This window comes from Frankia sp. AgB32 (assembly GCF_023243045.1).
Taxonomy (GTDB): Bacteria; Actinomycetota; Actinomycetes; order Frankiales; family Frankiaceae; genus Frankia.
The window spans coordinates 1-26,753 of record NZ_JALKFX010000096.1 but is presented as its reverse complement, the minus strand read 5'-3'; the positions used below and the strand labels follow the sequence as shown (position 1 = coordinate 26,753).

General features: G+C 71.1%; 24 protein-coding genes and 1 pseudogene. 13 read left to right on the top strand and 12 right to left on the bottom strand.

Going from position 1 to position 26,753, the window contains the following annotated elements:
- Positions 1–4: 4 nt before the first annotated feature.
- Positions 5–2,938: a tetratricopeptide repeat protein gene (locus MXD60_RS22340; RefSeq protein WP_248821296.1), complete on the bottom strand. Its 2,934-nt coding sequence runs from the start codon at positions 2,936–2,938 to the stop codon at positions 5–7.
- A gap of 512 nt (positions 2,939–3,450) precedes the next feature.
- Positions 3,451–3,675 carry a type II toxin-antitoxin system YoeB family toxin gene (locus MXD60_RS29010; protein ID WP_283098793.1) on the bottom strand — a complete coding sequence of 75 codons (225 nt, stop codon included), beginning with the start codon at positions 3,673–3,675 and terminating at the stop codon, positions 3,451–3,453.
- A 13-nt stretch (positions 3,676–3,688) separates the two neighbouring features.
- Between MXD60_RS29010 and MXD60_RS22330 the strand changes: the two genes are divergently transcribed.
- Genes MXD60_RS22330 through MXD60_RS22310 form a run of 5 tightly spaced genes read left to right on the top strand, consistent with a single transcriptional unit; the run spans position 3,689 to position 8,295 of the window.
- Positions 3,689–4,246 (top strand): RNA polymerase sigma factor, encoded by a 558-nt coding sequence (locus MXD60_RS22330; RefSeq protein WP_248821295.1) that lies wholly within the window; start codon positions 3,689–3,691, stop codon positions 4,244–4,246.
- Complete coding sequence (locus MXD60_RS22325) at positions 4,243–5,115, top strand: cupin domain-containing protein (protein WP_248821294.1); 873 nt, start codon at positions 4,243–4,245, stop codon at positions 5,113–5,115. The genes MXD60_RS22330 and MXD60_RS22325 overlap by 4 nt, the downstream gene beginning before the upstream one ends.
- Complete coding sequence (locus tag MXD60_RS22320) at positions 5,112–5,984, top strand: ATP-binding cassette domain-containing protein (protein ID WP_248821293.1); 873 nt, start codon at positions 5,112–5,114, stop codon at positions 5,982–5,984. The genes MXD60_RS22325 and MXD60_RS22320 overlap by 4 nt, the downstream gene beginning before the upstream one ends.
- Positions 5,981–7,582 (top strand): hypothetical protein, encoded by a 1,602-nt coding sequence (locus MXD60_RS22315; RefSeq protein ID WP_248821292.1) that lies wholly within the window; start codon positions 5,981–5,983, stop codon positions 7,580–7,582. Before MXD60_RS22320 ends, MXD60_RS22315 begins: the two co-directional genes overlap by 4 nt.
- Positions 7,579–8,295, top strand: a complete 717-nt coding sequence (locus MXD60_RS22310; RefSeq protein WP_248821291.1) for a hypothetical protein — start codon at positions 7,579–7,581, stop codon at positions 8,293–8,295. Before MXD60_RS22315 ends, MXD60_RS22310 begins: the two co-directional genes overlap by 4 nt.
- Before the next feature lie 223 nt (positions 8,296–8,518).
- Here the strand turns inward: MXD60_RS22310 and MXD60_RS22305 are convergent, their stop codons facing one another.
- Positions 8,519–9,511, bottom strand: coding sequence for an alpha/beta fold hydrolase (locus tag MXD60_RS22305; RefSeq protein ID WP_248821290.1), 993 nt, complete (start codon positions 9,509–9,511; stop codon positions 8,519–8,521).
- 79 nt (positions 9,512–9,590) lie between these two features.
- Positions 9,591–10,610 (bottom strand): CobW family GTP-binding protein, encoded by a 1,020-nt coding sequence (locus MXD60_RS22300; protein WP_248821289.1) that lies wholly within the window; start codon positions 10,608–10,610, stop codon positions 9,591–9,593.
- Positions 10,611–10,857: 247 nt separating this feature from the next.
- Here MXD60_RS22300 and MXD60_RS22295 point away from each other — a divergent pair, with 247 nt between their 5' ends.
- Positions 10,858–12,273: a cytochrome ubiquinol oxidase subunit I gene (locus MXD60_RS22295; RefSeq protein WP_248821288.1), complete on the top strand. Its 1,416-nt coding sequence runs from the start codon at positions 10,858–10,860 to the stop codon at positions 12,271–12,273.
- Positions 12,270–13,265: a cytochrome d ubiquinol oxidase subunit II gene (locus MXD60_RS22290; protein WP_248821287.1), complete on the top strand. Its 996-nt coding sequence runs from the start codon at positions 12,270–12,272 to the stop codon at positions 13,263–13,265. Before MXD60_RS22295 ends, MXD60_RS22290 begins: the two co-directional genes overlap by 4 nt.
- Before the next feature lie 7 nt (positions 13,266–13,272).
- On the opposite strand, the gene MXD60_RS22285 is transcribed toward MXD60_RS22290, so the two are convergent.
- Genes MXD60_RS22285 through MXD60_RS22275 form a run of 3 tightly spaced genes read right to left on the bottom strand, consistent with a single transcriptional unit; the run spans position 13,273 to position 16,491 of the window.
- Positions 13,273–14,214, bottom strand: a complete 942-nt coding sequence (locus MXD60_RS22285; protein WP_248821286.1) for a hypothetical protein — start codon at positions 14,212–14,214, stop codon at positions 13,273–13,275.
- A gap of 5 nt (positions 14,215–14,219) precedes the next feature.
- Positions 14,220–15,329 carry a DUF3696 domain-containing protein gene (locus MXD60_RS22280; protein ID WP_248821285.1) on the bottom strand — a complete coding sequence of 370 codons (1,110 nt, stop codon included), beginning with the start codon at positions 15,327–15,329 and terminating at the stop codon, positions 14,220–14,222.
- A complete protein-coding gene (locus MXD60_RS22275) occupies positions 15,322–16,491 on the bottom strand; it encodes a DUF262 domain-containing protein (RefSeq protein ID WP_248821284.1) in 1,170 nt (389 codons plus the stop codon). Before MXD60_RS22275 ends, MXD60_RS22280 begins: the two co-directional genes overlap by 8 nt.
- A 325-nt stretch (positions 16,492–16,816) precedes the next feature.
- Between MXD60_RS22275 and MXD60_RS22270 the strand changes: the two genes are divergently transcribed.
- The 4 genes from MXD60_RS22270 (at position 16,817) to MXD60_RS22255 (ending at position 20,845) form a co-directional block, all read left to right on the top strand.
- Entirely contained in the window at positions 16,817–17,722 is a 906-nt protein-coding gene (locus MXD60_RS22270) for an HpcH/HpaI aldolase/citrate lyase family protein (protein WP_248821283.1), read from the top strand.
- Positions 17,723–17,981: 259 nt separating this feature from the next.
- Positions 17,982–19,382, top strand: coding sequence for a sensor histidine kinase (locus MXD60_RS22265; RefSeq protein ID WP_248821282.1), 1,401 nt, complete (start codon positions 17,982–17,984; stop codon positions 19,380–19,382).
- Between the two features lie 69 nt (positions 19,383–19,451).
- On the top strand, positions 19,452–19,796 hold the full coding sequence (locus MXD60_RS22260) for a PadR family transcriptional regulator (protein WP_248821281.1): 345 nt from the start codon (positions 19,452–19,454) through the stop codon (positions 19,794–19,796).
- A complete protein-coding gene (locus MXD60_RS22255; protein WP_248821280.1) occupies positions 19,793–20,845 on the top strand; it encodes a hypothetical protein in 1,053 nt (350 codons plus the stop codon). Before MXD60_RS22260 ends, MXD60_RS22255 begins: the two co-directional genes overlap by 4 nt.
- Before the next feature lie 40 nt (positions 20,846–20,885).
- Here the strand turns inward: MXD60_RS22255 and MXD60_RS22250 are convergent, their stop codons facing one another.
- Positions 20,886–21,440 carry a flavoprotein gene (locus MXD60_RS22250; RefSeq protein ID WP_248821279.1) on the bottom strand — a complete coding sequence of 185 codons (555 nt, stop codon included), beginning with the start codon at positions 21,438–21,440 and terminating at the stop codon, positions 20,886–20,888.
- A gap of 285 nt (positions 21,441–21,725) precedes the next feature.
- Entirely contained in the window at positions 21,726–23,075 is a 1,350-nt protein-coding gene (locus MXD60_RS22245; RefSeq protein WP_248821278.1) for an ATP-binding protein, read from the bottom strand.
- Positions 23,076–23,465: 390 nt separating this feature from the next.
- Here MXD60_RS22245 and MXD60_RS22240 point away from each other — a divergent pair, with 390 nt between their 5' ends.
- Together MXD60_RS22240 and MXD60_RS22235 are read left to right on the top strand one after the other, a co-directional pair.
- The gene (locus tag MXD60_RS22240; RefSeq protein WP_248821277.1) at positions 23,466–23,981 is read left to right on the top strand and encodes a DoxX family protein; all 516 of its coding nucleotides are present in this window, start codon (positions 23,466–23,468) and stop codon (positions 23,979–23,981) included.
- Between the two features lie 377 nt (positions 23,982–24,358).
- Positions 24,359–24,802, top strand: a complete 444-nt coding sequence (locus MXD60_RS22235; protein ID WP_248821276.1) for a hypothetical protein — start codon at positions 24,359–24,361, stop codon at positions 24,800–24,802.
- A gap of 36 nt (positions 24,803–24,838) precedes the next feature.
- On the opposite strand, the gene MXD60_RS22230 is transcribed toward MXD60_RS22235, so the two are convergent.
- From MXD60_RS22230 to MXD60_RS22220, 3 genes and pseudogenes are all read right to left on the bottom strand, one after another.
- Positions 24,839–25,951: an esterase-like activity of phytase family protein gene (locus tag MXD60_RS22230; protein WP_248821275.1), complete on the bottom strand. Its 1,113-nt coding sequence runs from the start codon at positions 25,949–25,951 to the stop codon at positions 24,839–24,841.
- Between the two features lie 77 nt (positions 25,952–26,028).
- Entirely contained in the window at positions 26,029–26,448 is a 420-nt protein-coding gene (locus tag MXD60_RS22225; protein WP_248821274.1) for a hypothetical protein, read from the bottom strand.
- Positions 26,449–26,528: 80 nt separating this feature from the next.
- A pseudogene (locus MXD60_RS22220) lies at positions 26,529–26,666 on the bottom strand (hypothetical protein); the annotation flags it as partial.
- Positions 26,667–26,753: the final 87 nt, after the last annotated feature.

The window sequence follows — 26,753 nt, the reverse complement described above, 5'->3', positions numbered from 1 at the left end:
CTCCTCATGGTCCTGGGCCGCGGGGCTCGATGCGGTTCGGTCGCTCAGGCGGTACAGGCCGAGAGGTGATCTCCGGCCGCTCTGTGACCGGTGGCTCGTCGCGTCGGATGCTGTCGTCGGTGTCGGCCAGGACGCGGCGGTGCGGGTGGACAGCGTCGATGGGCTGGCCGGTCTGGCGGTAGGTGTCCATGAGCTCGGAGCGGCTGGCTTGGGTGTCGGGATGCTGCGCGCCGAAGGTGCTGTAGCGAGCGGAGTGGACACGTTCATGCAGGTCGACGGCCTGGGGTAGCCGGTCGGGCAGATGGCGGTAGGTGTCGGCGAGGATCGCACCGGCGCGCAGGGTACGAGGATCTGCGTCACCGTGCATGGCGCGGCGAGCGGCGAACTGGCGTTCCAGATGAGGGTGGGCCTCCCCATGCTGCCCGGTGACGCGGTAGAGGGACGCGAGGTTCTCCCGTGCCTGCATGGTGTCCGGGTGCGTGAGACCGTGCGCGCGTTCCCGGCTTCGGAGCACCGCGTGGAGGTGGGGTTCGGCGGCGCGCGGACGGCCGTGGGCGAGTTCGGTTGCGGCAAGGCCCTCATGGCATCGGATGGTCAATGGATGGTCGCGTTCGGCCTTGTTCTCGGCCTGGCTGTCCAGCACGCGCTGGAACAGGGGCCCGGCGAGGTCGGTCCGGCGGGCGTCGAGGTGGGTCCGCGCCAGCGCGTAGGCGCTGTCCAGGGTGCGCGGATGGTCAGCGCCGAGGATGTCGCCACGTCCGCTCAGAGCGCGATCAAGGACGCTGGTGGCCTCGTCCAAGCGGCCCTCGTTGCGGTACAGATCGCCGAGGTGCTGGAGGCTGTCGAAAGTATGCGGATGCTCGGATTCGAGCACCCGCTCCCGGCCATCGAGCGCCGTCTCGGCCTGAACGATGGCATCGTCCGAAAGGCCAAGGCGGGTGTAGGCCATCGCGAGCTGTTGACGGGTTTCAAGCGTCCGGGGATGGTCCGAACCGAGGATTTCACGGCGGTCCTCGAGCGTCGGCCGTAGCATCTCGACGGCTTCCTGGCTGCGGCCGGCGTCGACGAGCACGGCGCCGAGTCGGTGGCGGCTTTCCAGGGTGTCGGGGTGGTTGTCGCCGAGGACGCGGGTGCGGGCGTTGAGGTTCTGTTCGAAAAGGGCCGTGGCGTGGTCGTGGTGGCCGGCGCGTTGGTAGCTGAGCGCGAGGGTTTCGCGGCTGGTGAGGGTGTCGGGGTGGTCGTTGCCGAGGAGGTCGGCTCGGTCGGTGGCGTTGCGTTCGGCGAGAGGGCCGGCGATGGCGAGGTGGTCGGCGTTCAGGGCGGCGCGGAGGTGGACGTCGCGGGCGGTGAGGGTGTCGGGGTGAGTGTCGCCGTCGAGGCGGACGTGGGCGTCGACCGCGCGGGCGGCGAGCGGTTCGGCCTGGTCGGGGCGGCCCTGCTCGGTGAGGTAGGCGGCGGTGTGTTCGGCGAGCCAGGTGGTGTGCGGGCTGTCGTCGGCCGGGGCGGTGGCCTCCAGGGTGGCGAGTGCGTGGGGGAGCAGGTCGCGCCAGGCTGGCCAGGCGTCCGGGTTCGCGGTGATCTGCTCGGGCAGGGCGGCGTGCAGCATCCGGCCGAGGCCGTCGACCGCCTCGGCGGAGGCGTCCGGCGTGGTGTGGGCGCGCACCGCGTCGCGGACCAGGAGGTGCATCGTGAGCGTGTCGCCGTCGCGGTGGGTCAGGCCGGCGCGTTCGAGGACGGCGGCGGTGTCGTCCACGCCCAGGGGTACGCGGCTGGCGGCGCGCAGGTCGGCGTCGGGGATCGCGTCCGGGCCGGCGGTCAGCAGGGGCAGGGGTAGGGGAGTGGCGTCACCGTGTGCGGCGAGGCGCAGCAGCGCGGCGGCATCCGGGTGCCGTGCGGTGACGTCGCGGATCGCGTCGTCCCAGAGCCGGATGACGGTGACGCCGGGCCGGTCGGGTACCCGTCCCTGGGCGAGGATCGCGGTGCGGTCGGTGGCGAGGGCGGCGAGGTAGGCGTCGGGGGAGAGACGGGCGTCGCCGATGCGGTGGGCGGCCTGGTCGAGGGCGAAGGGATGATCGCCGAGTTCGGTGGCGATCAGCCCGGCGGTGTCCGCGTCGATGCTGGGCACGCGGTCGGCGAGCAGCGCCACCGAGTCGCCTCGGGCCAGCGGGCGCAATGGGATGGTCGCCGCGTGCACGTCCCAGGCGGGGTCGCGGGAGGTCACCAGCAGCCGGCCATCTTCGGCCGGGCGCAGCCAGTCGGGCAGGTCGGGGCCGGCCGGGTCGTCCAGGACGATCATCCACCGGCAGTGGGCGCGGTCGAGGTGGGTGATGACGGCTTCGGGTTCGGTGTGCGGGGGCAGGCCGAGACGCGGCGCGAGGGCGCGGACCCGATCCTCGACGAGGGTGGGCCGTGCCGCCGGGATCCACCAGACCACGTCCAGGTCGGCGCGGTGCCGGTGGGCGTACTCGGCGGCCAGCGCAGTCTTGCCGATCCCGGCGAGCCCGGTGACCGCGACCAGCGGTGATCGCGCCAGCGCCGCGTCAAGCTGGTCGAACGCGTCACCCCGGCCGAGGAACCGCCCGGCCATCCGAGGCACGTTCCACGCGACTGGTTCGATCCGCCCGTCCGGCTGCGGCGGCGGCCGGACGGGGAGGCCGGCCTCACCGCCAGCGAGGCTCGCCCCGTCGAACAGCGCCTCGGCGGCCGGCTGCCGCTGCCGGGCCGCGGCCAGCAGTCGGGCGCGCCCGGCGATGACGATCCCGTTGGCGAGCAGGCTCGAGATCTCCGACCAGAACTCCTGGGAGCTGAGCGAGCCGTCCCCCATCGGCACCCGGTGCACGGGCAGCCCGGCCGCGGTCAGGACGTGCAGCGCCGCCCGCCGGTCGGTGAAGGCCGTGGCCAGCGCCGTGACCTCCGCCGAGGACAGGCCCTCGGCCACGACCCGCCACCCCCCGAAGCCACCGGCCGCCACCCGAAACGGCCCGAACCGGCATCATCCCACCAACGAGCTCCCAGAGTAACCGGGTCACCACGCCAAGGTCGCGGCGTCGGGGCACGGAACGCTTCCAGTCGACCGCCTCGCGTGAGTCGCTTTGAAGGCGGTCAGTCTGTCGCTTTCAGATGGCGCGGCCGGCCTCGGGAGCCGCCGGGCGTGGGACGGGGCCGAGGTCGCCGTCCGGTGGAATCAGCGTGTCGGTCCCGCGGGGGAATCGCCGTGCCGGCAGGACGGTGGTGTGCTGCTCCAGCACGCCGCCGACGCTCGGCGTCGACTCGGTAGTGTGCCGCGCGCCGGGCTGTCGCCGAGTGGTAGGTCGTGCAGGGACCGGCGGGACGGTGTGAGTCCGGTGGCGGTACCGACGGCTAGGCCGTGCGCGGCGGTGAGCACGTCAGTCGAGGCCAGCGCGATGACGGTCGCGGGTTCCAGCGGCGGCGGAGAGCGCCGCAGCACTTTCAGTAGTGGTACCTGCACTGGGCTATGCGGATCTCATCATCTACAACCTTGTAGATGAGTCGGTGCTCGTCGCTGATGCGGCGTGACCCTGCCCCGGCCCAACCCTGCCTGCCGCCCCGGTGAGACGCGGGCCGATTTCGTACCGGTGGCTGCCGCAGCCGAGGCCGGCGTGATGCCAGCCGCCGGATGTCCGGGTCGGGAGCGAACCGATCGGCGCTTTCCATACGATAGAAGGGCGTGAGCGAGTCATCGGACGGGCGCGGGGACGCTGAACTGCTGCGTCGCATCGCCGAGGGTGACCGCGGTGCGTTCGAGGTTCTGTACCGGCGCCACGCCCCGTGGCTGGCGGCGCGGCTGCGGGCGCGCTGCGCGGACCCGGCGATCGTCGATGATGTCGTGCAGGAGACGTTCCTGTCGGTCTGGCGCGGCTCGGACCGGTTTCGCCCCGGGGCGTCGGACGGTGACGCGGCCGGCTGGCTGTGGCGGATCGGGTCGCGGCGGCTGATCGACGCGCTGCGCGGGCACGGTGCGCGGCAGCGGCTCGCCTCCGCCGTCAGCCGGCTGCGCGTCCGCGACGAACCGTCCGCCGAGGACGCGATTCTGCTGCGGATCGAGCACGGGGACATTGCCGGCCCGCTGCGCCGGCTGTCGCCGGAGTTGCGGGCGGTCGTGCAGGCCACCGTCCTGGACGGATTGAGCACCCGGGATGCCGCCGTGCTACTGGGAATCCCCGTCGGCACCGTCAAGACCCGGGCGATGCGCGCCCGCCGACAGCTGCGTCAGGAGCTGGCATGACGACCCATGACGCCGAATGGCATGTCGACGAGGAGGACCTGCGCCGGTATGGCGCCGGGGCGCTGGGCCCGCCGGGGCTGTGGTCGGTCGAGGCCCACCTGGTCGCCTGCGCGCTGTGCCGGCAGCGGCTGGCCCTGGCCGCCGATCCGCGGACGGTGACGGCCGGCTGGTCCCGGCTGGACGCGGCCCTCGACGTCCCGTCCCGCGGGCCGGTGGAGCGGGCGATGGTGCGGATCGGGGTGCCGGAGGCGACCGCGCGGCTCCTCGCCGTGACGCCGGGGTTGCGGGTGTCATGGCTGGCCGCAGTCGTGCTGACCCTCGCGCTGACCACCCTCGTCTCCTACCTGGCGCAGGAGGCCGCGGCGCCGATGGCTTTCCTCGGGGTCGCGCCGGCGCTGCCGGTCATCGGGGTGGCGCTGTCCTTCGGGCCGCGCCTGGATCCCACCTCCGAGCTGGTGTCGGTGACACCGCTGCACACGTTTCGTCTGCTGTTGTTGCGCACGATGGCCGTCCTGGCGGCGACGAGCGCGCTCAGCGGCTGCGCGAGTCTCGCCCTGCCCGGTTTCGGACTGGTCGTCCTCGGCTGGCTGCTGCCCGGGGTCGCGTTGACCCTGCTGACACTGGCCATGACCGCCCACGTCGGGCCGGTGAACGCCGCAGTGCTCTCCGGCGCGGGCTGGATCGCGGCCCTGGCCGCGACCGTGCATCCCGGCACCGGGACGTCCGCGATCTTCACGCCCGCCGGTCAGCTGTGGGTGACGTGCGCCGCGCTGGTCGCCGGTCTCGCGCTGACCGCCACCCGATCGGCCTTTGCCACCAGCCGGCACCTGAACCTGACCCGGTCCGCCGGACCTTGGAGGAACTCATGAGTCAGCCCACCGTCACCGCCACGGGCCTCACACTGCGCTATCGCGCGACGGTGGCCCTGCGCGACGTCTCCTTCAGCCTGGGGACCGGCGTCACCGGGCTGCTCGGCCCCAACGGCGCGGGCAAGACCAGCCTGCTGCGCATTCTGGCGACCTCGATCGTGGCCGACCACGGTGACCTGCGCGTCCTCGGCGCCGACCCGCGGACGGCCCCGGGTCGACTGGCCGTGCGGCGCCGGCTCGGCTACCTGCCGCAGAACCCGGGCTTCTACCCGAACTTCACCGCGTTCGCGTTCGTCGACTACGTCGCGATCCTCAAGGAGCTGACGGACCGTCCCGCCCGCCACGACGAGGTGCGGCGGGTCCTGGCCGCCGTCGGACTGTCCGACCAGCGCACCAGGAAGATCAAAACCCTCTCCGGTGGCATGCGGCAGCGGGTGGCACTCGCCGCGGCCCTGCTCGGGGACCCCGGGCTGCTCGTGCTCGACGAGCCGACCGTCGGTCTCGACCCGGAGCAGCGGCTGCGCTTCCGAGAACTGATCGCCGGCCTCGGAGAGGGCCGCACCGTGCTGCTGTCGACCCATCAGACCGAAGACGTCACGACGGTGTGCCAGCGCGTCATCGTGCTGGACGCGGGCATGATCCGGTTCGAGGGCGACCCCGTCGAACTCGCCACGGTCGCGCGCGGCCGCGTCTGGTCGAGTCCGGTCCGGGCCCCGGAGGCACTCGTCTCCTGGCGCACCGGGACCGGCGTCCACCGTAACGTCGGCCATCCACCGCCCGGGGCGCCGCTGGTCGAACCAACCCTGGAGGACGGCTACCTTCTGCTGCTCGATCCGGCCCGCGCACACGGAGCGGGAGCGGCGGCGTGAGCGCACCCGCCGCCGTCCACGCGCCATCGCCGGACACCGGCACGGCAACCGCCGCGCGACCCGCACCCGGCCGGGCCTGCCTGGCACTGGCCCGGGTGGAGGCGGTACGCCTGGCCCGCCACCCGGCGGTGCTGGTCGGGATCGCCGCCTACCTCATCCCCTGGGGCTACTCCTGGGCGACGCAGGGGCCGGCCGGGCGTTTCCCCGTCCTGCAGGACTCCGACCGGGGCACCCAGATCCGGCTGTTACCGCTGGCCCTCGCGACGCTGCTGGCCGCGAACCTGGCGACGTTGCGCCCGGTCCAGAACGGAACGCAGCCCCTGCTCGACGTGCTGGTGCTGCCCTCCCGCCACCGCGCGGCGGCGATGCTCGCGGCGCTTGTGCCGATCGGTCTGATCGCGGCGGCACTGGTTGGCGCGCGCATCGCCGTGCTCGCCGCGCGGCCCGGGGCGTCCGGCGCGCCGAGCGCGTTCGAGCTCGCCTGCGGGCCGGCGATGGTGCTGCTCCTCGGCGCGCTCGGGGTGCTGCTCGGGGAGCTGTTCCGTTCGCCCGCGGTCGCGCCGCTGGCCTCGGTCGTGCTCGCGGTGCTGATTCTCGCGGCCCTGCTGCCAGGACGGCTGGCCGACTCGTCGGCCCAGTGGCTGCTGCCGCTGGCCTCCCGGCCTGACGGGTCACCCCCGCTTCCCGCGGGCCTGCTGGGACGTCCGGCGGGTTGGCACCTGGCCTACCTTGTCGGCCTGACGGCGCTCCTGGTGGCCGCGGTACTGGCCGTGAGCCGAGGACGCGGCGCCGCGCTCGGCACCGTTGCTGCCGGCGGCCTGGCGCTGACCGTGGCCGCCGGCGTGCTGCAACTGCGATCACCCTCCGGCGACCTGATGATGGCCCGGTCGGAGGCCACCTATCAGCCGGCGTCCCGGCAGACCTGCGAACACCGGGGCACCCTGGCCTACTGCGTCTTCCCCGCCTTCACCCCCCAGATCGCCGGCTGGGACGGCGTGGTCCACGGCATCCTGCGTCGTACGCCGCCTGAGGTGATGAAGCAGCCCTGGACCATCCGTCAGCGGGTGTGGGCGATCAGCGCGCAGTCCGGTGGCGGTCTGGCGCCGGAAGTCCCCGCGGCCCAGTGGCGCGCGGACGACCTCCGCCACGGCACCCCCGGTGCGGTTCCCGTGGCGACAAACTGGAACGACGACGACTCCGTGCTCGGGCTCGCCGGCCAGTTGGCCTACCGCGTCGTCCTCGGCGCCAACGTCACCGCGCCGACCGGTGCGACCGTGGTCTGCGAGGCACGAGGGGCGCTGATGATCTGGCTTGCCGGCCAGGCGACCGCGCGCAGCCGACACGGGCTGGACAGCCGAGTCTCCGGCAGCACTGGCGGCGTCACCATCCCCACCGGCGGTTTTGACAGTGGCTACGACATCCCGACCCGAGCCCTGACCCTCGGACTGCGGATGCTCGCCCAGCCGGCGGACGTCATCGCCGACCGGGTACTGCGCTCCTGGCCGGAACTGACGGCGGCCGGGACCACGTTCGAGCGGGTCGGCGCGCTGCTCGGGGTCGAGGTGCCGCCGGCCGATCAGGACGGGGTCTGCCCTTGACCGGCCTGCGCATCACCCGTTCGTTGGTAGGTCCCACCCTGCGCGCGACAAGACAGATCCCGCTGCTCGTCGGCGCGACACTCGCGGCTGCCCTCGTCGTCGCGCCCGCGGCCGGCGGCACGGACCTGGACGTCGGATCGTGGGCTGGCCTGCTGCGCTTCGCTGCCATGATCGCAGCTCTCGGCGTCACCTTCGTCCTGGACGATCCGAGCGCCGCGACGACGTCGGTGCTGCCGGTCTCCCGCGCGTTGCGCTACGCCCTGCGGGTGGCCGTCGCGGTGCCAGCCAGCGTCCTGGGCTGGCTCGCCGCCGCCACCGCCGGCCACCAGGTCGCGGTCAGCCACGTCAGTACGCCGCTGCGCCTGCCGGCGCTGACCCTGGAAGCCGCGACCATCTTCGTCCTCGCCGTCGCCATCACCGTCGGGGTGGCCCGTCTGCGCCCTGACGGCTCCATCGGAGTCGTGGCCGCCCCGGTCTATCTGATCGTGGTCGGCGCGCTGTATGCGCTGCCCGGCCGCGCGGCGCTGTTCGTCGCCACCACCAGCGCCCAGTGGGACGAGGTACACCAGATCTGGGGTCTGCTGCTGATCGTCAGCACCTCCGCGGCGTTTCTCCTCGCCCGGGAACCCGCCTCTCGGCGGCGCCGCGGCCATCCACGCGTGGGGAACCAGACCATCCGGTCCGATGACCCACGCGTGAACGCGATCTCATAACGCGTCGTCTACAGACCGCACGCCGTGGCAGGCCCGGCCCCGCGCCGCGAACCTGTCAGCAGGTCACGACGCCGCTGAGCGCAGCCGTGCGCGCGACCGTGACTGAGTACGAGGCAGGCGCAGGGTGGTGGGGGTGTGGATGGCGCCCAGCGGCGCGGGGCTCACCGCCACCTGGGGTCGGTGGCGCGCGCTGAGGGGCGCCGTCCTGCTCGTCGGCTGATCGTTACCGGGCCGCGGTGAGGCGGGCGAAGTGGTTGTCGAGGGCGGTGAGCCAGGCCAGGGGGCGGCTGGCGTGGGGGCTGTGGTCGGCGCCGGCGATCACAGCGAGGTGGGCGTTCGGGATGGCGTCCGTCATTGTGCGGGCGGAGTCGCGCAGGCTCGTGTCGTTCTCGCCGACCAGGACGGTGGTCGGTGCGGTGATCTCGCCGAGGCGCGGCACGAGCGACGGATAGCGGCCGAGTTCCCGGCCGAGCGCCGCGACGGCCTCGGGATCCATCTGGCTCAGGGCCGTCACCTGGCGCTGCGCGGGACTCGCGTCGTGCCGCACGGCCTCGATTCCGCCGGGCCCGCCACCGCCGGCGGCACGGCTCTCGCCGCCGGCCGGGCCGGTGGCGCGGCGGTGCGCCGAGGTGAACGCGGCGACCCGGTCCAGCAGCGCCCCGACCACGCGGCGGGCGAGCGGGCCGGTCGCAGTGGCCGGGGCGGCCGCGGTGTCGACGAGCACCAGCGAACGCACCCGGTCAGGGTGATCGAGCGCGTAGCGAAGTGAGATCACGCCGCCCATCGAGTGGCCGACGAGGTCGATGCGCTTCGCGTCCAGAGAGTCGACGACCACCCCGAGATCGGCGAGCAGCAGGTCGAACGTGTAGTCCGGCCGTCCGCCCGGAGCCGGTCCGCTCGCTCCGTGCCCGCGCTGGTCATAGGCGATCACCCGGCGGTTGGTGGCGAGGTTGGGCGCGACGGCGGCCCAGTCCGCCGCGCTGCCCGCGATGCCGTGCACCAGCACGACGGGAACCATGGTGCCGTCGTCGCCGGAGTCCGACAGCCCCTCGCTGGGCTGCCCGGTGCCGGACACCGGGCGCGGCGGTGCCGGGTCCCAGGACAGCTCGGCGGCCAGGCGCGCCGTGCCCGCCGGCGCACCGTCCGGGCGGATCTCCTCGACGTGCAGATCCAGACCGGATGCGACGGTCAGCTGCCACTGCCTCGTCTCGATCACCCCGCCATCCTCGTGCCTGCCGCGGTGCGGGCGTTCGCCAGCGCAGCCCAGGCACGGGTGGCCGGGCGTGTCGTGGTGTTCAGGTGGCCAGCCGCCGGTACCGGCCGAGGCGGCGGACGCCGTCGGCGGCGGCCCGGCCCTCGCAGGGCGCGAGCGCCGCCTCGAGCCGGGTGCGGGCGGCGGTGGGGTCGAGATCCATCCCGATGGCGACCAGGCCGCGCGGGCCGGGCACGGTGGGGCGCGCGGTCACGTGGATCTGCCGTCCCACCACGTTGACCAGATGATCGCGTGGTCCTCGTGCGGTGGTGACGGCGACGGTGCCCTTGAGCCGGTAGGCGCCGGCGGGCGGGTCCTCGAGCAGGTCGACGAGCCGGCCGGGGTCGACCGGCGCGACGGCTTCGACGGTCACCGCGCTCGCCCGCGGATGGTCGCCGTGGTGGTGATCTTCTCTGGCGAGGGCGGCGAGGGGGAGTTCGTCGACGGGGTCGTGCGGGTTCGCGGCGTCGAAGACGAGTTCCGGGTCGAGGCGGCCGTGGGTGGTGGCGACGACGTGCGCGTGCGGGCTGCTCGCGCGGATCCGGTCGATGATGCGCGCGACCGTCACGTCGCGCCGCGCCGCCGCGACGCGGTCGGTCTTGTTGATCAGGATGAGGGAGGCTGACGCGAACCGGGCCGGCGGCAGCCCGGTGCCCGGGTCGACGGTGTCGAAGTAGGCGGCGGCGTCGATGACGTCCACGAGCCCGCCGGGACGCACCCGGTCCACGGTGCTGAACCGGATGAGCTGGGCGAGGTTGGGCGGGTCGGCGACGCCGCTGGCCTCGACGATGATCGCGTCCAGCCGTAGCCGGGGCTGGGACAGCTTCGCGAGCGCCTCGTCCAGGCCGTCGGTGTCCGGCAGGCAGCAGACGCAGCCGCCCGCGATCGAGGCCGGCTCGTCCACCTGTCCGGTGACCAGGGTGGCGTCGACGTTGATGGCGCCGAAGTCGTTGATCACCACGCCGAGGCGCGCCCCGGGGGCGGCGAGCAGGTGGTTGAGCACGGTCGTCTTGCCCGCGCCCAGGTACCCGGTCAGCGCGATCACCGGCACCCGCACACCCATTCCCACCTGCCTCCTTCCGTCGGACGGCAACGCCGGCCCGACCACGCACGCTATCGACGGGAGAACAGGGCTTTGCCGCCCGGCCGCACGATCCCGCCCGGACGGGCTATTCTACGGTCCGTAGAAGTTTCTACGATGAGTAGAAGATCTGTTCGCGTGCGACCGGTGCGGATGGCGCGGAGGTGGTCCGGATGGCGCAGATGTCCCGGCGATGGGTCGAGCTGGCCCCTCCGATCGGACCAGGCGGATGACGGCCGGGGCCGTGGTGCTCGCGTCGGGTTCGACCAACCTGGCGCGGGGGCAGACGGCGTTCTCGCTGGCGTTCCACATCTGCTTCGCCGTGTTCGGCGTCGGCCTGCCGTGGCTGCTGCTCTACACCGAGGGCCGCTGGATTCGGACGGGTGACCCGGTGTGGCTGGCGCTGACGCGGAAGTGGTCGCGGGCGTTCGCCGTGCTGTTCGCGGTGGGGGCGGTGTCGGGCACGGTGCTGTCGTTCGAGTTCGGGCTGCTGTGGCCGGCGTTCATGGCCCGCTACGGCGGGGTGCTCGGACTGTCGTTCACCCTCGAGGGCTTCGCCTTCTTCGCCGAGGCGATCTTCCTCGGGATGTACCTGTACGGCTGGCGGCGGCTCTCGCCGCGCGCGCACTGGCTGACGCTGTGGCCGATCGCGATCGCCGGCACGCTCTCGACGCTGTTCATCATCACCGCGAACGCGTGGATGAACGTCCCCGGCCACGTCCGCGAGGTGGGCGGGAAGGTCGTCTCCGCCGAGCCGCTGGCGCCCTTCCTCAGCCCGGCGGCGCCGGTGCAGGTCGTGCACATGCTGCTCGCCGCGCTGATGTGCACCGGGGGAGTGGTGGCGGGCATCTACGCCGTCGGCCTGCTGCGCGGTCGCCGGGACGACTACCACCACCGGGGCCTGCGGGTCGGGCTCACGGTCGTGTTGGCGTGCGCCCCGCTGCAGCTCGTCTCCGGCGACCTGGCCGCCCGCGTCGTCGGCGCCCGCCAGCCGCTCAAGCTCGCCGCGATGGAGGGTCTGTTCCGCACCCGGTCCAGCGCGCCGCTGAGCATCGGCGGCTTCTACGACGAGGCGAGCGGGACGGTCCGCTACGGCATCGAGCTGCCGAAACTCCTGTCGCTGCTGGAGGGCTTCCACACCGATCACCGGATCACCGGGCTGGACGCCGCGCCGCCCGCCGACCGGCCGAACGCCCTGCTGGTGCACTCCGCGTTCACCGTCATGGTCGGCCTCGGCACGGCGCTGATCGCGCTGGCGGCACTGGTCGCGATCGTCATGTTCCGCCGCCGGCGGCGCGGCCAGCGCCCACTGCTGCCGACCGGCCGGCTGTGGCTCTGGGCCGCGGTGGCCACCGGGCCGGCCTCGATGCTCGCGATGCTCGCCGGCTGGGAGGTCACCGAGGGCGGGCGCCAGCCCTGGATCGTCTACGGCCGGATGCGCGTCGCCGACGCCGTCACCGCCGGCGGCCCCGGCATCGGTTGGACGTTCGCCGGCACCGTCACCCTCTACCTCGGCCTCGCGACCGCGCTGGTGCTGATCCTGCGCCGCATGGCCACCGGCGGCCCCGACCCCGACGCGCGCGATGGTCGCCGGTCGCCGGAAGCGCCGGTACCGGCCTCGGTCGGGCCGGGGGGTGCGCGATGACCGCGGCGAACCTGCTGCTGATCGTGATGGTTGGCGGGCTGACGGCGTACGCGCTGCTGGCCGGCGCCGACTTCGGTGGCGGCGTGTGGGACCTGCTCGCCCGTGGGCGCGACGCCGCGGACCAGCGGCGGCTGATCTCCGCGTCGCTCGGGCCGGTCTGGGAGGCCAACCACGTTTGGCTGATCTTCGTCCTGGTGGCGCTGTTCAGCGGGTTCTCGGCGGCGTTCGGTGTCATTGGGTCGACGTTGGCGCTACCGCTGCTCGCCGCGCTGGTCGGGATCGTGCTGCGGGGCAGCGCCTACGTCTACCGCGCCTATGGCGGCGGCGCCGCCGGCCCTGACCATCTCTGGGGGCACGTGTTCGCGGTGGCGTCGACGATCACGCCGTTCGCGCTCGGGGTGACCGGCGCTGCCCTGGCCACCGGCGATCTGTCCGAAGGCGATCCGGCCCGTCCGTTCACGAACCCGTTCGGCCTGGTCTGCGGCCTGTTCGCGGTCACGGTGACGGCCTTCCTCGCCGCCGTCTATCTGTGCCGGGACGCGGCGGCGTCGCCCGCGACCGAGCATCTCGTGCCCGGCCTGCGCCGCCGCGCCCTCGGCGGGGCACTGGCCGCGGGGACGCTCGCCGCCGTGCTGCTGCCGCTGCTGTGGTCGCACGCCCCGGTCGTCGCCCACCGTTTCGGCGAGGGTTCGGTCCCGTTCGCCGTGGCCTCGGCCGCCGGCGGGATCGCCGCCCTGGTCCTGCTCTGGCGGCGCCGGTTCACCGCGGCGCGCCTCGCCGCCGGCCTCGCCGTCGCCGGCGTCCTCTGGGGCGGGGCCGCCGCCCAGTACCCCGACCTCGTCGTCGGCCGCGCGACGGTCGCCTCCTCGGCGGCCCCCGAGCCGAACCTGGTGGCCCTGCTCATCGCGATCGCCGCCGGCATGGCCGTGATCGTCCCGTCGACGGTCCTGCTCTTCCGCCTCTTCGCCCGCCCTGACCATTCGACAGACTGATAAGCGATCAAAGTCGATGTTCGATCTTTCGCCCGATATAAGCCACTATCAAGGATTGCTTAGTGTGGTCTACTCGGAAATGGATCCTTCCCGCGCCGGGCGTGAATCTGGCATGAAGATCGAAGGTACGCCTCTCCCCGTCGAGGTCCTCGAATGTACACAGCAGCCTTCGCTGCTCTGCTTCTGGTGTGACCTTCGACCTCCACTCCGGCAGCGGCGTGTTCGTCGGGCGCCAGCTCCTGACCGCCTGGCCTAATTCCACAAGACGATCGACAACCTGCTTCAGTTGCGGGGGGGTCAGCAATGGAAGGTCGGACGCCACGCGCGGCAGGAAGAGAAGGTCCGGAAAGGCATCGGCTCTTGCCTCCCACAGCTGTCCGGCTGTCCGAATCCGCTGGAGACCGGCCGTCGAAAGCCATGCGTCGTGAACGGTGACGTGGGTAATTCGTGCTGCGTGACGTACGACCGTAAATGACGAAATCTGTTCGAGTCTGCTGCTGTGACCTTCCACGATCTCCTGCCGCTCGATGTTAATCTCCGCGGAGTCCCAGCGGTCGGAAGTGTTAAGGCTCAGTGCGAGACCGTCCAACGCATGTGCGTATCCCAGGCCATGTGCCTCCACGCCGTCGACCAGATAGGCGATAAGACCATCATCGCTGATCGGGCCAACGTCCCGGAACGGCGCCCTGTTCTGTACCGCGCGGAGCAGACGAAAATGGTCCCTGTTCCTCTTGTCTGCAGCCCAGCGGGCGAACACGAAGATATCGCCGAAGTGTATATCGCGCAACGGCTTAGCGGAGACGAGCGCGACGTCGGATCGGCGGCTACGGATGTTGACAATAACCCTGACGAGATTGTTGAAAAGTAAATTCGCCTCTTCCTGGTCGAGATTGGGTGCACCATCGACATTGGTGTGTGAGAGTTCGTTTAGAAATAACAAGATTGTCATGGCGCCTATGAGAGTAGATTATCTAGGGTGCGGTCCCACTCGTCGAAGAACCCGCTCGGCCAGTCCGACAGCATGCCGTCGGGGCCAATCATGGGTCTGGTCGATGAGATTGAACCCGTGGCTGTTCGATGGAAGTAGTGCAGGGCCACCTCGGTCGGCTGCAGGACGCCATCTTTGACGGATATGCGAAGCCCGTTCAGAACATGGTCACTGTGAGTCTCCATGATGACCTGGGCGCCGCCAGCGGCGGTACGGCTCGCGAGTTTTCCCATGAGCGTCTGTCCGTGCGGATGGAGATGCGCCTCCGGATTCTCAATTAGCATGACTGTATTGGGTGCGGCTGTGAGGCAGGAGACCACAACGGGTAGCACATATGTGAGACCGAATCCCACGTTCGTGGGACGGTACCGGTTCGAGGCCCTGAGGCCGGCAGTGCCGAAGAAGCCATAGTCCAGCTGCACGAGGTCCGTGCCCTCCAGGTCATTCACCTGGAGGTTCACGCCGGGGCACAGCTCTTGCATCCAGGCCGTGACCTGATCGAGCAAGGTCGACGATGCGGCTCGGTCGTGGCGAGGCGCAGTGTCCGGCAGGCGGTCGTCCTGGTGCGAACGGAGATAGTTGACCGTGTGCTCACCGGTCACACCCAGAAAGCCTCGTCTGATGGCCGCCTCGTAGGATTTCGGATAGGTAACGGCGGGAACCGCGCGGTCAGCCCGAAGATACTGGAACCCAGGCTGGAAGAGGGCAAGCGCGGCGAGCGGAGACGTTGGCCTGGAATGAGCTTGAAGCAGATCGTCCTCGCGGCTGTATCCAACGGCCCAGAGATACTGTTCGTCGTTGTCCGTCAGATGAATGGATATTGCTGGCTGCTCATCCTCGTCGTAGTCCTCGTGCAGCAGATCCTTGCCGGTGCCCAGGGAGACGAGTTCGCCGTTCAGGAGAAGTCCCTCCTCCGGCAGAATTCCCGCGTCGAACGACTGTCGAAGGATCGCCAGTGCCTGTAGCACTGTACTTTTTCCGGTTGCGTTGATGCCCGACAGGAGGGTAAGTGGCGCCATACCGATGTCCAGTCGAGCGAATGCCTTGAAGTTGCCGAGACGGATGCGACTAATCATCGATGACCTCGTGGAACAGCTCGTTGACGGCGCGGAAGCGCAGTCTCACCTTCGCGACGTCCCCGGTTCCCTGAGAGACCGCTCGCTCGAACGTCAAGTCCGTCATCAGCTCGCCAAACAGGGCGTTGACTTTGCTCGCCTTCCGAGTCAGTGTCTCGATCTGTTTGTCAGTCAGGGGGGCCAGATTCACGGCGACGGCCTCGAAAACTGCCTTGTTGATGGGAAACCTGTTATTCGTGTGCGGATACTGTTTCCGGAAGGCGTGACGGCCAAAAATCGCCGCCGCGGCCCGCATCGAACCGGTGAACTCGTTGTGGAGGGTATGCAGCTGGGGGTCGGGTATGTTGTCGAGCTGCTTCATCGCTGTCCGAAGGAAATCGTCGAAATCCTGGGAGGAGTAGTCGGCGGGGTTTGTCAACCTGAAAGCGATGAATCGCAGCACCATTTCACGGTCTGCCATGCGTTCGGTGCGTACGCTTCCGCCTGTCGCCGACGTGAACTCATCCGTCGCGGCCCATTCCTTGAGAATTTTCCTCGCGGCACCCTTGATGAGAGCATGGCGAAGCTCCTGGGTGGAGAGGGGAAGGCCGCCGGTATTGATGCGGGCGAATATGTTGAACTTAACTTCTTCTGGCGTTCCGAGGCGAATGAGGTGAACAACAAGTTCGGTCTCTCGCAGGCGAGTTTGTAGTCGACCTGGAAGCTCATCGAACGAGGCGCCATCGTACGATTTACCCAGGTATTCGAGGCCCCTGAGTATGAGGCGTTCCGCGCCTATCGCGCCGGGTTCGATGAAACGCGAGATCGTGGTGAGGCGCTGTATCCCATCGACAATCACCCACTGCTCGTCATCTGCCTCTGCAGCATACAGGGTGGGCAGAGGAATGCGGAGGAGAAGTGATTCGACGAGGCGGCTCTGGCGTTCATCGGTCCAGATCCCTCGTCGCCGCTGAAAATCTGGTTGCAGGTCGATTCGACCGGTTCGTATTCGGGACAGAAGCAGGTCGACCGTCGGGTTTCGGGTCTGTACTTCAATTCTGTCCGGATCGAACGGCCGTCGAATCTGGTCGGCATCCTGCACCTCCTCGGCCTCTACACCGGTGCCGAGACCGAACGAGTCCCGCTCCTCGCGCACCTCGACCGGCACCATGCTGTCGCTCATCTTGCCCCAACCTGGTCTGAGCTCACTGCTAAAGCAGCCTGCGGCGGCAACCTACCGGCACGGTGGTCGTAGGCCGACCCCTGACCGCCGGGCTCTGCGGTCGCACTGCTAGCGGCGAAACTGGGGGTCCACCTGGGCATCACCTGCCCAAGGATACGAAGATTCGAGGGCGACCGACCGCCACTGGACCGGGCTGGTATGTCCTCGGGTGGCACTCTGATCGGCGGTGGCTGGCGCCGGTCGACGATCTGGGCGCGTGTCCGTGCCGGACAGTAGCCTGAGGTCGCAGTGGGACGTGGGAGCAAGCGAGCGCAGGAGGAGAACGGTGACGGCCGACGGGACTCAGGCGACGCCGGCGGACTATCGGCCGCGACGGTCGGTGCTCTACATGCCGGGCGCGAACGAGCGGGCGCTGGAGAAGGCGAAGGGCATCGCGGCCGACGCGCTCATCCTCGACCTGGAGGACGCGGTCGCCCCGTCCGCGAAGGAGTCTGCCCGCGACCGGGTGTGCGCTGCTGTCGCCGATGGTGGCTACGGCCGGCGCGAGCTGATCATCCGGGTGAACGGGCAGGACACCGCCTGGTACGCCGACGACCTGCGGGCCGCGGCGAAGGCCGGACCGGACGCCGTCCTCGTGCCCAAGGTCGGCTCGGCGGCGGAGGTGCACGCGATCGAGCAGGCCCTCGTCGCCGCCGGTGCCCCGGAGCGCACCAAAATCTGGGCGATGGTGGAGACGCCGATCGCGATGCTGCGCGCCCTGGAGATCGCCGAGGCCTCGCCGCGCCTCACCGTCCTGATCATGGGCACCAACGACCTGGCCAAGGAACTGCGCGTCGAGCACGTTCCCGGCCGGGCGCCGCTGCTGGCCGGGCTGGGTCTCGCCCTGCTCGCGGCGCGGGCCGCCGGCAAGGCGATCATCGACGGCGTCTACAACAACGTCAAGGATGCCGAGGGCTTCGCCGCCGAGGCCCAGCAGGGCCGTGAGCTGGGCTTCGACGGCAAGACGCTGATCCATCCCGGCCAGGTCGCGCCGTGCAACGAGGCGTTCTCGCCGTCCGCGGCGCAGCTCACCGAGGCCGCCGAGATCGTCAAGGCCTGGGACGAGGCGACGGCGGCCGGGCTCGGGGTCGTCACCGTCAACGGCCGGATGATCGAGAACCTGCACGTCGACAACGCCCGCCGGCTGCTCGCCGCCGACGCCGCCATCGCCGAGCTCGCCGCGACCGGCTGACCGGCCGCGGCGGCGGACCGCCGCGATCACCCAGGCGCGCTCGTCGGCTGAGCGTCGCGGCCGGGGGGTGAGGCGGGGGTGGCCAGGCGGCTCGGGGTTGGGATAACCCGAAGGCCGAACGCGGGTGTACCGGCTGGGAACCCGCCACCGCCGCGGGCAGTGTGGGAGATGTCAGCCGGCGGCCGCCGGTGGTCGTCACGCGGGTGGCGGCAACCGGGGGCCGGCGAGTGTCCCAGCCACCCGCACCCCCGAGGCGTCGATGACCATGACCGTTCCGCCAGCGCCGGATTCCGACTCGGCGAGGCCGGCCTCCGTCGGCCCCGTGGAGCCGGGTGCACCCAGCCACCCTGTTCTGCCGGAGCCACGCCGCTCGACGCGCCGGCCGAGGTGGCGGGCGGCCCGTGAGTTCGGCTACTCGCTCGCGACGCTGCCGCTGGCGATCCTCGGGTTCGTCTACGTCGTCTTCTCGCTGTCCGCCGGCCCGCCGCTGTCGGTGACGTTCCTGGGTCTGCCGATGCTCGCCGGTCTGCTCGTCGGCGCGCGTGGCCTCGGTGCCGCGCAGCGTGGGCTGGTCGCGGGGGTGCTGGGGGAGCGCGTCGACGGGCCGCCGCCGTTTCGCCCGCGGCATCCCGGCGCCTGGCAGTGGATCCGCTCGGGACTGGGTGACGGGGCCGGTTGGCGGACGTTCCTCTACCTGCTGCTGAAGTTCCCGCTGGCGATCGGGATGACCGTCGCCGCGGTGACCGGCTGGATCGGCGGCCTCGGCTACCTCACGTACCCGGTGTGGCGGCGCTGGTTGCCGGTGGAGCACGACGACCGGGGCCGCCCGCACCGCGGCGCGTCCTTCACCGACAACTACTTCCTCGACACCTGGCCGCGGCTGCTGCTCGCGGTCGGTGCCGGCGTGGTGCTCGTCGTGGTCGGCCTGTTCCTGGTCCGAGCCCTGGTGGCGTTGGACCGGCTGCTGGTGCGCGGCCTGCTCGGGCCGACGCGGCGCTCCCTGGAGAAGGCACGGATGCGGGAACTGGAACTCACCCGCGCGGCCGTCGTCGACGACTCCGCCGCCGCCCTGCGCCGCATCGAGCGGGACCTGCACGACGGCGCCCAGGCCCGCCTCGTCGCGATGGCGATGAACCTCGGCACCGTCCGCGAACAGCTCGCCACCGGCGGCGAGGACGTCGACCTGGCGGAGACCCGATCCCGGGTCGATGCCGCCCACCGCGACGTGAAGGCGGCCCTCGTCGAGCTGCGCGACCTCGCCCGCGGCATCCACCCGCCGATCCTCGACGCCGGCCTCGACGCGGCGCTGACGAGCCTCGCCGCCCGCGGCCCGCAGTCGGTGCAGGTCCGGGTCGACCTGCCGGACCGGCCGTCCGCCGCGATCGAGACGATCGCCTACTTCTGCGCTGCCGAACTGCTCACCAACGCGGCCAAGCACAGCCGGGCCGACGAGGTGTGGGTGACCGTCACCGGCCGGGCCGGGCGGATGCGGATGACCGTGGCCGACGACGGCCGAGGCGGAGCGGCGCTGGACCGCGCCGCCCGAGGTGGCCTCGCCGGCCTGGTCGAGCGGGTCCGCGCCGTGGACGGCTCCCTGGACCTCACCAGCCCGCCCGGCGGCCCGACCAGAGCCACCATCGACCTTCCCCTGCACGCCTAGAACGACCTGGCCCTGTCGACGGCGCGCGCTCCGCGGCGCACAGTCAGATCATCGGTATATGCTGACCATGTGAGTAAAGCGGACATGCGTGAGCCGACCTTCCTGGTCCTCGCCGCGCTCGCCGACGGGGCCAAGCACGGATACGCGCTGATCGAGGAGATCGGCTCCATCACCGGCGGCCGGGTGACGCTACGGGCGGGGACGCTGTACGCCGCGCTCGACCGGCTGGCAGGTGAGGGCCTGGTGCGCCCCAGCGGCGAGGAGGTGGTCGACGGCAGGCTCCGGCGCTACTACGACCTCACCGACCTGGGCGCGGAGATCCTCGCCGGGCAGATCGTCCTGCTGCGGACGAACGCCGCCGAGGCCGACCGTCGACTGCGCTCGCGCCGCCGGCCGGGGACGGCACCGGCGTGACCCGGCCCGCGGGCGAACTCGCCTACCGTCGGCTGCTCCGGTGCTATCCGCGGCCCTGGCGACAGCTCCACGAGGACGAGGTCGTCGCCACCCTGCTGGACGTGGCCGACGCCGCCGGCCGCACGAGGCCGAGCCCGGCCGAGGTCGCGGATCTGGTCGCGCACGGCCTGGCCGCCCGGTTCGGTGCCGTGCTGGGCCGGGTGCCCGCGGTGGTCCGGCACCGGGTGGCCGTCCTGGCGCTGGGGTCGGTGGCGGCGCTGTCCCTGTTCCTGTTCGTCGTCGCGGAGGTGCTGCCCGAACCGCGGCCAACGGACCTGGGCTATGACATCGGCAGCGGGCTGACTTTCGGCCCGTTCGTCACCGTCGGCGCCGCGATCTACCCGCTCCCCATGGCCGCCTTCCTCGCGGCGCTGGTCGGCACGCGCCGTGCGGCCCGTTCGCTGCTGCTCCTGACCTGCCTGGCGGTAGGTGCCGCGGTGCTGGTCGCGGCGCGAACCGAGATCGAACGGCCGCAGCTCTGCCTGCTGGTCGTGCTGTTCCTGCTGGCCGCGATGGCGTGGGCCGGCCTGCCGGCGCCGCTGCCTCGCCGGGCGCTGGTCGCCACGGCGGCGTCGGTCAGCCTGTTCCTCGCCGGGGCGCTGGTCTACGGCCGCTGGCTGTACCACTCGGCTTACCACGAGTACCTGTACTACAGCTTCCCGATCAACGCCTATCGCGGCTACGGCGGCCTGCTCGACACCGTGGAGATGGCCGTGCCGGCGACGGCCCTCGTCGGTCTTCTCGCCGCGACCGTGATCAGTGTGCGGCGACCCGGCTGGGCCGCCGCGGCCTTCGGCATCGGCGCGACCTGGTCGCTGATGCCCATCGCCGAGTCGATCCGTTACGACCGGTGGGGCTGGGAGAACAACTACGTGGGCGGCGGGTTCCTGCTCGTCCTCGCTCCCGTCGCACTGGCGGCGGCGCTCGACCTGTCCCGGGCCCGCGGCCCGCGTCTCCCGACGGAGCCGCACCAGCCCGGGGAGGGCCGGGACATCCCCACGACCGAGTGAGGAACGCCCCCCGGCGCCCCGGGCCGGCGTCGGCGCCGGGTCAGAGCTTCTTCGTCGCCTCCAGGGCGTCGAAGGTCTGCTGCCAGGGGAACATCGCCTTCCACGCCTCGATGTCGGGGACGTCCTCCAGGACGATGCCCTCGTAGTCGAAGATTACTTCCACGCCCCAGGAGCGCAGGGTGGCGATGTTCGTCAGGAACGCCGGGTGCCGGGCGTGGGTCGGGTTCGGCGGCAGCGAGATGATGATCGGGATGCCGGAGCCGATGGTCTCGTTGAGCAGGCTCAGCGCCAGGGTGTCGGAGATCCCGGTCGCGAACTTGTTCACCGTGTTGAAGGTCGCCGGCGCCACGACCACCGCGTCCGGGATCGGCCGTTCCTCGTCGTCGTCCTCCACCAGCACGTACTCGCTGCGCACGGCGTGCCCGGTGAGCTCGCCGAGCAGGGGGGCGTCGATGAACTTCAGCGACGCCGGCGTCGCGACGACGCGGACGTCCCAGTCGGTGCCCCGCGCCTGCTCGACGAAGGCGGGAAGGTCGCCGGCGGGATACCCGCCGCCGCAGACGACGATGTAGAGAGCGCGGTTTCCGACTGTCATGGCGATGCACCTGTCTCGAGGGCCGTGGTGGAGAGACGGGGAGTCGGGTAATTCGTGACGATGGTTAGTTTCCCGGCGTCAGCCGCAGATTTCCCCGGAATTGCCGAACGTCGGACAAGGACCGATCCCAGGTCCCGCGCGGGCCCGCCGTTCGACCCGGCCGCGACGGGCGGGCGGTCCCGTCGCGGCGGCACCGGACGGCAGGCGGTCACGGTCACGAACGACAAACCACGCAGCCCCGAGGCGCGAAGCCGTGGCACGTGGCACGACCGTGGGAGTCGGCCGTCAGATCCGGGTGAAGGCCTGCGCGTCCCGGCGGAAACGGTCCAGCTCGGTCAGGCTGATCGTCGGGCGGGCCTGGCGGGCGGCGTCGAGCAGGTCCTCGGTGCGCAGCGGCGTGACGGCGGGGTCAGGGCCGCCCTCGGGTCCGGCCGCGTCCGAATCGGGCTTGCCGGTCGGCCAGGCGCCGTCCGTGGCGCGGTGGAAGGCTGCCGCGGCCGAGCGCTGCACGACCGCGGTGAGGTCCGCCGGGGTGAACAGGTCCGTGGCGGCGACCACCGCGTCCAGGTCGATCTCCGCCTTGTTGGCGATCCGCTCCAACAGCCCGGCGAGCAGCACCCGGCGACCGGAGGCGTCCGGCGGGCCGATCGGCAGCACGAGGTCGAACCGACCCGGGCGGACGAACGCCGGGTCCAGCGCGGACACCGCGTTCGTCGCGCAGATCAGCAGCCGGCCCTGCACCCCCCGGAACAGCGGGATCGCCTTGAGCAGCTCGTTGACGACCGACTGGTTCTCCGGCCGGACCTCCCGGGACTGGGCGATCTCGTCGACCTCGTCGATGAACACGACGACCCGCTCGACGCCCATCAGAGCGTTGATCGCCGTGCGCAGCTCCGCGGCCAGCCCACTCGCGCCCGAGGCCAGCCGGGACGGCAGCAGCTCCACGAACGGCCACTCCAGCCGGGCGGCGACCGCGCGGGCGAACGACGTCTTGCCCGTCCCCGGCGGCCCGAACAGCAGCATCGCGGTCGGGATGACCACGCCGTAGGCCTCGGCGAGCTCCCGTTCCCGCACCGGCAGGAGCAGGCGCTTCTCGATCATCGAGCGCTCCTCCTCCATCCCGGCGAGGTTCGACCACTCCGACGCGCTCAGCAGCGCCCCGCCCCAGCGCTCCACGGTTGACACGTCCGCCGGGCGCAGCGGGATCTGCTTGTCGTAGAGCACCTGCCCGGTGGCGGTGAAACCGCGGTTGAGGAACGCCTCCTCGTCGGGCTGGCCGGGATTGATCAGCGTGGTGATCCGGCGGCAGCCGACGTGCAGCAGCTGGTTCTCGACGGCCTGAAGCAGCCCGGAGCCGATCCCGTGGTGTCGCCAGGCCGGCGCGATGGCGACGGTGAGCACCCGGCCCTGCCCGCCCTCCTTGCGCCCGACCGCGGCCCCGACGATGTGTTCGCCGGCCACGGCGACCACCGCCGGGGTCTCGGTGTCGGCGTCGGGCGAGTCGTGCCGCAGCGCCAGTACGGTGTCGGTCAGGTTGATCGGCGAGCCGCCCGGCGCGCCGTGCACCTCCTCCAACAGACGCACGGTGGCCGCGTAGTCGACGGTCTCGTACGGACGGATGTGCCAGATGGGCACGCTGGCTCTCCTTCAGGTCGGTCACCGACGGATCGTCAAGACGACTGTGCATCGCCGTCAGTGACGAACAGGCTGGGACCGATGGAGCTTTGTCGCGGGACCTTGGCATCGCCACCGGCGGACGAAGGACGTGTCGCTGCCCGGGGGTGTTCCCCCGGGCAGGGTCGCCGCGGCGCCGTCAGGCCTGTGACCTGCGGCTCGCCAGCCCGGGTACCCGCTGGCGGGCGGGTTGGCGAGGGATGGCTGTGACGCTGCCCGCCGCCACCTTCGACGATGCGCCGACGGTCGGCCCGTCCGGGCGGACAGTGGACAGTCCGTGTTCGTCGCGGGATCGATGCCCCAGCCGCCCGACAGTGGGCGGCCGGGGCGCCGTGCTGGTTGAATTCGCCCATGACGCACCTGCCGCGCAGCCGATCACGCCCGTCGCTGGTGACGGCGGCCTTCCTGGTCAGCGGGGTGGTGCACCTGGTGCGCCCGTCGGTCTTCGAACCGCTCATACCGCCCGCGCTGCCACGCCCCCGCGAGATCGTGTACGCCAGCGGCGTCGCCGAGCTGGCCTGCGCCGCGGGGCTGCTCGCGAAAGCGCGCTGGGCCGGGCCCGCCAGCGCCGCCCTGCTCCTCGCCGTGTGGCCCGGAAACCTGCAGATGGCCCTGGACGCCACCACCGGGGCCCGGGAAGGCGGCGGTCAGCCGAGCGACGTCGCCGCGGCGGCCTTCGCCTGGGCCCGGCTACCGCTGCAGGTCCCGATGATCCGCGCGGTCCTTGCCCCCCGCGGCACCGGCACCCACTACACGGCGGCTCCCAAGCCAGCGACGCGTCACCGCCAGGCGTGCTCGCTGGGGCGGCATCTGCGGCGTCCGAACGCACCGCTATCTGCGAAAGCTGGATCTCATCTGCAAGGTTGACCCTCCTTGCCGCTGCATCCGGTGCCACCGTTGCTGGTTGCGTCCAGCATGCGGTGGAATCTGACCTACCGCCTGCAGTCGACGTTCCTGCCGGTTGTAATTTTCACGCTATTGTCGTCGGATAGATTGACCGGATCCACGTCGATCACGCTGAGCCACCCGGTCATGCTCCTGGTGATGCGGCCCGCTCGCCCCGTGGCCCACTTGCCACTGCCCCCGCCGGGGGCGACTGTTGCTTTACCTTTCGTGCCACTGTTTCGCCAACTGCCGTCACCGTAAAGTTCCTGCAGTTGCACGGTGACGAGGCGCCTCAGCGGGGGAATTGTGGATCATTGCTCAGGGCTGAAGCTGAAGTGGGTCCGAGACAGGGTTGTGTGGTGACCGTGGAAGTCGTGGGTCTAGGCGCCTGGTGTGACATCGACGATAGTGCCCCGGGATCGGCCTGGTTGACAGGCGGGGCGGGTCGGCCCCGTGAGCCGATCGGCGAGGCTCTGGATTTCCGGGTAGAAGAGATTGCGATGCTCTCTGATGGCCGGCGACTTACGTTGACGAGCGATCGGGGCTGGACCAGTTGGTTGGTAGGCGAGCCGGTGGGAGACACGCCTTGGGCTCATCTCACCGCGGAGGGAGTCGAGGAGACAGCTCGAACCGTGGTTCTGCCAGATGATGTCGAGGTAACGGGAGAGACGCACACGTGGGCACGGCTGGCGGAAAGTCTGCAGGACCATGGAATTGAGGTGACTGTCGAGACACTCAAACTGCTGCCTTACACATTTACCTTCAGCCAGCGTCTGCAGGAGCGGCTGCCGGCGGCCGGTTGAGAGTGTTTGGGCTGGCGGCGCCGCGGACCGGCCGGCTCAGGGCAGCAGCGCGGTGAGGGTGAGCAGGCGGGTGGTCTGGGCGGCGCTGAAGTTGTCGTCGCTGACCAGGGTGAGCGAGGCGGGGCCACGGCCTGCGGGCGCCGCCACGGCGAGACCCTCGTAGTTGTCGAGCAGCGGGTTGACCTGCGGCTCCTTGCTGGTCGCGCCGAGCGTCGGGCAGCGGACGAGATCGGCGACCGGGTGCTTGGCGACGATGTCGGCGCGCGGTGTGGCGGAGAGGTTCGCGACGCCGCTGACGTCCGGCGCCTGGTTCGCGCCGGTGACGGCGTAGAGGGTCACCGTGTTGCCGACCTTCGCGGTGAACGCCGCCTCCAGCACGACGAGCCGCCCGTCGCCGTACGCCGTCACCTCGGCGATCCGGTTGCCCGGGTCGACCTCGTAGCCGAGCTGGCGGACCAGCCGGAACCCGCCGGGTGCGGTCCGGTCCGCGGTGTAGACGAGAATCCGGCGGAACCGGCCCTCAACACCGCTGGCCGGCGCGTCCCCGGCCAGCGTGCCCTCCATAGCCGCGTAGACGAACCGTCCCGACGGCGAGACCGACAGCCCCTCCAGTGTTGCGTTCGCCGTCGCCTCGCCGGCCGGCGCGACCGCGAACCGCGCCGGCACGGCCAGCTCCCCGGCCTGCCTGCCGTCACGGCCGAAGACGCGGACCGACGGCTCGGTCTCCGAGCTGACCAGGAACTGCCCGTCCGGCAGCACGGCGACGCCCTCACCGTCGAAACCGTTCGCGTCGTACGGCGTGCCGTCCGGGTGACGCAGGACGAGCGCCCCGGTCAGCGTCGGGTGCAGCGGGTCGCGCAGGAAGAACAGCCGCGCCGGATCGGTCCCACTGTGATCCTCGACGGCCACATATCCGCCGCTGCGCCGGTCCGCCGCGATCCCCGACAACCCCCCGACGGCCACCCCGCCCACCGACGCCTTGTCCAGCGCGTCGCTGAACCCCACCGCCGCCGCCGCGGGCGGGCAGCTCCGCCCCCCGGCGGCCGCCGTAGCTGTCGGGCTGGCCGCGACTGCGGTGGTCGCGGCCGTGCAGACGAGGGTCACCGCGACGGCTGCGGCGCGCACCAGGAGGCGACGGGCTGACGTCATGGCACGAGCCTTCTCCGGTCCGACCATCCGGGGTAGGCGGCTTCCGGTAAACCCTTCGGGAACTTACCGGGAACGCCTCAGAAAATAATGATCTTTTCTTGGACGATGGTGATCGGAAGGCCCGCGTAGTACTCCAGCACCGCTGGCGCACTGGCCTCGTCCTCGATTCCGAGGCGGACGGACTCGCCCCTTGCCGCGGCGCCGACGGACGACAGGACGACGCCGCGCTGCCGCCAGAACTCCCAGTCGGCAACGATGCGGTCGCTGATCTGGCGGAGATACGCCCGGGAGTACGGCGCCGTCGCAACAACGAGATGATCCATGCCGATGTTCTCGCGCAGAACCCGGTCGATCTCGGCGGTGTACGGAGCCGTCCGGTACACCGTCACCACACCGTCCGCCGCAGACACCACCAGACCCGAAAAGCCCGCGCTGTGGTCTGCGCCGAGCAGCAGATCGACCGTGACCGCAATGGTGTCGAGAAAGTTCTGGTCCACCGGCCCGGAACCGCCCGGTCCCGCCGGCCTCCGAGCGCCAGCCCCACCCTGCTGCGGTGTCATCCTGTCCCCGGTTCTGATCACATGAAGATCGATGGGTCCCTCGTGGCGTCGCGCGCATCCTGCTCCCAGGCGGTGTGCATACCGCGAATGACGGTATCGGTGAACATCAGGCGCAGGTAGTTGCGTTCAGCGGCCGGGATGCGCGAGAAGTCCTTATAAAGAGCAGGTGTGCCACGAACGCTGAAGGTTGCTTGCTAGCTGAGTGATCGACAGCGGTGCTGTACGAAAGATGGAGGATTGCA